This is a genomic window from Frigoribacterium sp. CFBP9029, from assembly GCF_034045305.1.
In the GTDB taxonomy this organism is placed as follows: Bacteria; Actinomycetota; Actinomycetes; order Actinomycetales; family Microbacteriaceae; genus Frigoribacterium.
The window spans coordinates 1-5,325 of sequence record NZ_JAXCWB010000026.1; the positions used below are offsets into that span (position 1 = coordinate 1).

General features: G+C 68.8%; 2 protein-coding genes. Both read left to right on the forward strand.

The window, feature by feature from the left end; all coding sequences use genetic code 11:
- Positions 1-2,822: hypothetical protein (locus tag SOM11_RS15030; RefSeq protein WP_320478549.1), on the forward strand; the 2,822-nt coding region annotated here is incomplete at its 5' end.
- 152 nt (positions 2,823-2,974) lie between these two features.
- The coding region (locus tag SOM11_RS15035; RefSeq protein WP_320478550.1) for a hypothetical protein at positions 2,975-5,325 on the forward strand (2,351 nt) is incomplete at its 3' end.

The following is a 5,325-nucleotide window of genomic DNA, read 5'->3' on the forward strand; positions in this document are numbered from 1 at the left end:
CGTTCCCCGAGCAGGCGACGGCGTCGAGCCGGTACAAGGCCACGACCGCGGACGGCTGGTTGGTCTGGGATGGCTACGACCTCAAGGAGGGCGTCGTATCGAACGATGGGAAGACCCTGACCTTCGACAACAGCGACCACGGCATCACCGCTGTAGCGGACCGAGACTACGAGTACACGGTGAAGGTCGAGACGGCCGCCGACGCCCTCGACGTGCCCGGCAACAAGCTCGGCTTCGTCTACTCGGGCGTCTCGGCCCAGGGTGACTTCCAGGCTTCTGGCAGCGCCCCGGTCTCCATTCCCGGCGACTTCGGTTCGGTGTCGGCGTTGGAGGTGCCGTCGGTCGAGCTGGTCCGCGGTGCCGTGACGGATGTGAAGTTCGTCGTCCGCAACACGCAGGCGCACACGGGCTTCGCGCCGAAGGTGGTGCTGACCGCGCCCGAGGGGACCACGTTCCCCGAGCAGTCGACCGCGACGTCGCGCTACCGCGATGCGCCTGATGGTGAGATCTGGGGCCGTTGGGACGAGAACGTCCTGCGCAACGGCGTCGTCTCGAACGACGGCAAGACCCTGACCTTCGACAACACCGATCACGGGATCTCGGTCAGTGCGAACCGTGACTACGAGTACACGGTGAAGGTCGAGACGGCCGTCGACGCGGTCGACGTGCCCGGCAACAAGATGGCCTTCGAGTTCTCGGGTGTCTCGGCCCAGGGCAACTTCCAGACCGCGGGCAGCGCTCCGGTCTCGATCCTGGACGCTCTCGAGTCCGTCTCGGCGCTCGAGGTCCCTGCCACGGAGCTGGTGCGTGGTGAGACCTCCGAGTTGAAGTTCATGGTTCGCAACACCCAGGAGAACCGGGGCTTCGCGCCGAAGGTGGTGCTGACCGCACCGGAGGGGACGACGTTCCCCGAGCAGGCGACGGCGTCGAGCCGGTACAAGGCCACGACCGCGGACGGCTGGTTGGTCTGGGATGGCTACGACCTCAAGGAGGGCGTCGTCTCGAACGACGGGAAGACCCTGACCTTCGACAACAGCGACCACGGCATCACCGCTGTAGCGGACCGAGACTACGAGTACACGGTGAAGGTCGAGACGGCCGCCGACGCCCTCGACGTGCCCGACAACAAGCTCGGCTTCGTCTACTCGGGCGTCTCGGCCCAAGGCAACTTCCAGACCGCGGGCAGCGCCCCCGTCTCCATCGCCCCCGACTACTCGGACGTCACTCTCGACAACCTCGCTGATGGAGACACGTTCACCCCGGGTGACGTGACGTTCTCGGGCACCGGCACTCCCCGTGCCACGGTGACGGTGTCGCCCTCGACGGGTGCAGGTGTGTCGACCGAGGTGCGTGCCGATGGCACGTGGAGTGCGGTCCGGTACTTGGGCAACGCGTCGTACACGATGTCGGTGACGCAGGTCGCGGCCTCGGGGGAGAACAAGCTGGAGAACATCCGTCTGTTCTCGGACGCCGTCTCCGAGCAGGACTTCTCGGTCACGACGCCGGCCGCGGGTGCGGGTCACGGTCAGCAGGGCTGGGTGACCTTCACCGGTGTGGGCACGACGTGGTCGACGGTGTCGATCAGCGACGGCTCGGACGCGGCCGCCACGAAGGCGACCGTGCAGTACGACGGCACCTGGTCGGCACGCCGCTGGGTGGGCACCGAGAAGACGACCTTCACGGTGACCTCGAGCCGCGCCGATGTGCAGAACGGGTCGCAGACCATCGAGTTCAACACGGGTGTCTCGGGTCAGGCGTTCAGCCTCGACAGCCACACCGATGGCGGCACCTTCACCCCGGGCAACGTCACGTTCCGGGGCAAGGGCTCGACCGGTGACAAGGTCACCTTCACGGCACCGGGTCTGGCGCCTCTCGAGGCGACGGTGAACGCTGCGGGTGAATGGTCGATCCCGCGATGGCTGGGCAACGGGTACATCACCTTCACGGTGACCCACACCCCGGTCACGGGCGACGAGACGAAGCAGACGCTGCGTCTGTTCTCGGATCAGGTCGCCCAGGGCGATCTGATCGTCACCGCCCCGATCGATGGCGCGGGCCACGACCAGCCGGGTTGGGTGACCTTCACGGGCACCGGCACGACCTGGTCGAAGGTCACGGTCAGCGACGACACTGCGGCCGCGCCGTCGACCGCGACCGTTCAGGTCGACGGTTCATGGACGGTCCGCCGCTGGGTCGGGACGACCGCGACGACGTTCACGGTCTCCAGTGAACGAGGCGGCATCGCCAACGGCAGCCAGACGCTCGAGTTCAACGTCGGCGAGGCCACGGACGGTTTCACGATCGGCAGCCACACCGATGGCGGCACCTTCACCCCGGGCAACGTCGCGATCACGGGCACCGGCACGACCGGTGACAAGGTCACGATCGCGGCACCGGGTCTGGCGCCGCTGGAGACCGAGGTCGACAGCCGCGGCCGCTGGAGCATCCAGCGCTGGCTCGGCAACGGGTTCATCACCTTCACCGTGACCCACACCCCGGTCACGGGTGACGAGACGAAGCAGACCCTGCGTCTGTTCTCGGACCGGGTCGCCCAGGGTGACCTCGTCGTCACGGCCCCGCTCGACGGTGCCAGCCACGACGTCGCGGGCTGGGTGACCTTCACCGGCACCGGCACGACCTGGTCGAAGGTCTCGATCAGCGACGGCACGAACGCCGCGCCGTCGGTCGCGACCGTGCAGTACGACGGTTCGTGGACCGTCCGCCGCTGGGTCGGTACCGCCCCGGTGACTTTCACGGTCACCAGTGAGCGCGCCGACATCGAAAACGGCAGCCAGACGATCCGCTTCAACACCGCGGACTAGTCGCAACGAACACGGGGGAGGCGCGGGTCGACACGACCCGCGCCTCCTCGGCTTCCCCTGCGCCCCGAGGTCGGTGCCCGGTGACCCGGCGCCGACAGATCTCTCCCCTCACGCCGTCCCTCGACGGCCAGAAAGAAAGAACGAATCGCCACGTGACGAACAAGAAGAAGAACACCCCGGCGAAGCGCCTGGGTGCGGCCGCACTCGCGACGGCGACCGTCGTCTCGGGGCTCGCATTCGGGCCCGGGGCTGTCGCGGCCCCCAGCGCCGAGCGGGGCACGACCGTCACCAGCACCACGAGCGAGAACGCGGAGGCCGAGTCCACACGTCGTGTCGGACCGCTGGTCATCAACAGCTCCGACGACGTCCAGTACGGTCTCCGCATCGACCCCGACACGATGCGGACGACCACCGTCGACGACGCCAGCTGGTTCTCGCTGCCGGCCGTCGGCCAGCAGGGGCAGGTGCGCGGAACGGGTGCGAACGATGACCGCTGTCTGATCCCGGCGAACAACTTCACCTACCTGGCCTTCGCGACATGCTCCGACACCTCCGAGCAGCTCTGGACCTGGACCGACGCGAACTCCGTGCAGGGGTTCGACAAGACGCTCGCGCCCGTCGCCAGGCCGACCCACGGTCTCGTCCCCCGAAGCGCGGGGACGTTCCTGTTCCTGCTGAGCGGCGGGGGCAAGCGTCCCCTCGTGATGGACGATCGCATGCTCTCGGAGCGCGCGTTGACGGCCACTGCGGACGGCGGCCCCGGTCGCATCTCGGGTGTCGGCACCACCGGCGCGACCGTCTCCGCCCGAGGCGAATCGGTCGTCGTGTCCGACGCCGGCACGTACGAGTTGGCACTGCCCGGCGTCCCGACCGATCCGACGACGGTCGTCGTGACCCAGACGCTGCCGAACGGCGACGTGCAGGACACCGTCGAGGTCGAGGTCGCGGGGACGGGGCCTCTCGACACGGTGACGATGGCTCCCGTGGAACTGACGCGGGGAGCGGACAGCGAGGTGACCTTCGAGGCGACGGCCACAGACGAGGTCCTGGAGAGGCCCGCTGCCGAGGTGACGCTGACCGCCCCGGAGGGGACGACGTTCGCCGAGGGTCAGGACGAGATCCTCGGGGAGTTCGTCCGCGACGGTGTCTCGTCGTCCGGTGGGATGCGGTTGACCGGTGGTGAACGGTCGGCGGACGGTCGCACGTACACGTACGTGTGGGACACCGTGGCGAACGGTGCGACGGGGTGGCAGACCCTGAAGGGTGACATCCTGCGGTGGAAGATCGCCGTCAGCACGCCGACCGGTGCGGTCGACGTCGAGGGCAACGCGATGGCGTACCGGTTCGTCGGCACCAGCACGCAGGGCGCGTTCCGGGCGACGGGTGAGGCTCCCGTGTCGATCCCGGGCGACTTCGGTCCGATGGCTCCTGCGACGTTGGCTCCCGTGGAGCTCACTCGGGGTACCGAGCGCGAGGTGACGTTCGAGGCGAAGGCCGCCGACGAGTTCTTGGGTCGGCCCGCTGCGTCGGTGACCGTCACCGCCCCGGAGGGGACGACCTTCGCCGAGGATCAGGACGAGATCACCGGTGCGTTCGTCCGTGACGGTGTGGAGGACCCGACGGGGATGCAGCTGACCGGCGGTGAGCGTTCGGCCGATGGTCGCACCTACACCTACACCTGGGACACCGCGGAAAACGGTGCGACGGGGTGGCAGACCGCCAGGGACGAGATCCTGCGGTGGAAGATCGCCGTGGTCACGCCGGCCGACGCGGCCGACGTCGAGGACAACGCGATGCAGTTCGTGCTCGCCGGCACGAGCGCGCAGGGTGCGTTCCGGGCCGCTGGTACGGCGCCGGTCTCTGTCGTCGGTGACTTCGGCCCGTTGGCTCCGGTCGCGATGGCTCCCGTGGAGTTGGAGCGCGGTGAGACCACGGAGGTGACGTTCGAGGCTACGGCCGTCGACGAGCTCCTGAACCGGCCCGCTGCGTCGGTGACCGTCACGGCCCCGGAGGGGACGACGTTCGCCGAGGGGCAGGACGTGATCGCGGGGGCCTTTATCCGCGATGGGGCCCCGTCGTCCGCGGGCATGCAGCTGACGGGTGGAGTGCGGTCGGATGACGGTCGCACCTACACCTACACCTGGGACACCGCGGCGAACGGTGCGACGGGGTGGCAGAGCGTGAAGGACGAGGTCCTGCGGTGGAAGATCGCGGTGACGACCCCGGCTGACGCTGCGGATGTCGAGGGCAACGCGATGGGTTACACGTTCGTCGGGACGAGCGTCCAGGGCGGGTTCCAGGCCACGGGTTCCGCTCCGGTGTCGGTCGTCGGTGACTTCGGCCCGTTGGCTCCGGTCGCGATGGCTCCCGTGGAGTTGGAGCGCGGTGAGACCACGGAGGTGGTGTTCGAGGCTACGGCCGTCGACGAGCTCCTGAACCGGCCCGCTGCGTCGGTGACCGTCACGGCCCCGGAGGGGACGACGTTCGCCGAGGGGCAGGACGT